1 protein-coding gene is annotated in these 2,393 nt (G+C 35.4%); it reads left to right on the forward strand.

Features of this window, described 5'->3' with window-relative positions; all coding sequences use genetic code 11:
- A partial coding sequence (locus FJR38_RS27815) for an acyltransferase domain-containing protein (protein WP_217360034.1) occupies nucleotides 1–2,393 on the forward strand: 2,393 nt, incomplete at both ends.

The raw sequence follows: 2,393 nt of genomic DNA on the forward strand, positions 1-2,393 counted from the left end.
AATAGAAATCCTGTACACAGAAACAAACTTAATTAATCAAACAGCCTATACTCAACCTGCCTTATTTGCCATAGAATATGCCTTAGCACAAATGTGGCAATCATGGGGAATTAAACCAGATATAGTTATAGGTCATAGTGTAGGTGAATATGTCGCCGCTTGTCTAGCAGGAATATTCAGTTTAGAAGACGGATTAAAACTAATTGCCTATCGTGGTAAACTCATGCAGCAGCTACCAACGGGAGGAGAAATGGTAGCCATTATTGCCACAGCAGCACAAATTCAACCAATTATTGCCCCATATAAACAACAAGTAAGTATTGCCGCTTACAACACACCAAATAGCATTGTTATCTCTGGAGAAAAAGCAGCTATTAGAGAAATTTGCAATCAACTAGAACAGCAAAACATTAAAACCAAATATTTAAAAGTATCTCATGCTTTTCATTCTCCTCTCATGTCACCAATGCTGGCAGAATTTGAGAAAATAGCTCAACAAATTACATATAATCAACCAAAAATCCCCCTGATTTCTAACCTAACGGGACAAAAAGCAGATGCTACTATTACGACTCCCAAATATTGGGTAAGTCACATTTCTCAACCCGTGAAATTTGCAGATAGTATCAACACTTTAATAGAACTAGGTTATGAAGTATTTCTAGAAATAGGACCTAAACCCACTTTACTAGGCATGGGTAGACAATGCTTAGAAGATAATATTGGCACATGGCTACCATCTCTCCGTCCAGGAATAGAAGAATGGCAACAAATATTGCAAAGTTTAGGACAATTATATATTCAAGGTGCGGAAATTGACTGGTTAGGATTTGACGCAGATTATCAACGTAAAAAAATCCAACTTCCTACTTATCCTTTCCAAAGACAACGTTATTGGTTAGAAACAAATCATTATACTCATCCTAGCAGCAACCTAGTTAAACAACAGAGAAAATCTCACCAACATCCACTGCTTGGAGAACAGTTACGTTTACCATTTACATCACAGATTCGCTTTGAAAACCAACTAGCAACCAATAATCCTCCACACCAAGAACACCATAGAATCTTTAATATCAACATATTAGCAGCAGCTTCACATATTGCTCTCACGCTTTTAGCAGTAAAACAAGGATTTGGCACTTCAAGCTGTACTATAGAACAGGTATTTTTTCAAAAACCCCTAGTTATTGCCGAAAAGAACAATCGCACTATTCAAATAATTATTGAAACAGAAAATAAAACCCAAAATAACTTTCAAATAATCAGTCAAGAAACAGGAACAAAAAATCAAGATACATCTTGGGTTAAGCACGTTACTGGTTTATTAAAAATAGAACAAGAACTAGATCATAAAATTATTTCCCATCAGGAAATAGAAAATATTCAAAAAAGATGTTCAAAAATAATTAAAGGTGAAGAATATTATCAACAACTAACCGCAGCCGGATATACTTTAGGAACAGCCTTTCAATGGATAGATAAAGCTTGGCAAGGAAATGGGGAAGCACTAGGAAAAATGCAGCTTCCAGAAATACCAGATACAGTAAATGACTATCAACTTTATCCTGGTTTAATTGATTCCTGTTTCCAAGTTTTAGGAATGTGCCAAGGATTAGTAAATGAACTAGATCATATAGATACAAATAATTTTATTTTCATTCCCTTCCATATCGAAAAGTTTCAATTTTGCCAACAACCAAAAAGTAGTAATTTATGGTGTCATGTTCAGCAAATAAATCAAGACAAACCAGGTAGTCTCATTGGTGATATTCTCATCTTTGATAACCAGGGAGAAATCATTGCCAAAATCACCAACTTTGAAGCCAGAAAAGCCTCCCGTGAAGTCTTGCGTCGCAGTCTGCAACCTAATCTCAATGATTGGTACTATCAGCTAGAATGGCAAGTTTCTCAGGAAGGTGACAGTAGGAAGAAAGAAAGAGAAAAATCTTCAACGTTATCACCTTCTTTTTTGTTGATCTTTGCACATAGCAATAATGTGGGTGCAGAAATAACTCACAAATTAGAAAAGCAAGGATATCAATCTATTGTTGTTTATCCAGGAGAAAATTATCAAAAACTAGATAACTATCATTATCAAGTATCTCCTACTCAACCCGCGGATTTTCACAAATTACTATCAGCAATATTTGAAGAAACCAGTGTACAGGGAATAGTGCATTTGTGGAGTTTGGAGACAACAATAGACAAGTTAACAAATGCTCAAGAAATGACTTGCGGTAGTGTCTTGCATTTATTACAAGCAATGCTATCGAATTTCACAAAAATATCACCGCAGTTGTTATTAGCAACTCAGGGTGTACACCAAATTAATCATGATCAAGAATCTGTACAAGTACAACAAGCACCATTATGGGGTTTAGGAAAAGTTA

The organism is Anabaena sp. UHCC 0253, from assembly GCF_009712085.1.
Taxonomy (GTDB): domain Bacteria; phylum Cyanobacteriota; class Cyanobacteriia; order Cyanobacteriales; family Nostocaceae; genus Dolichospermum.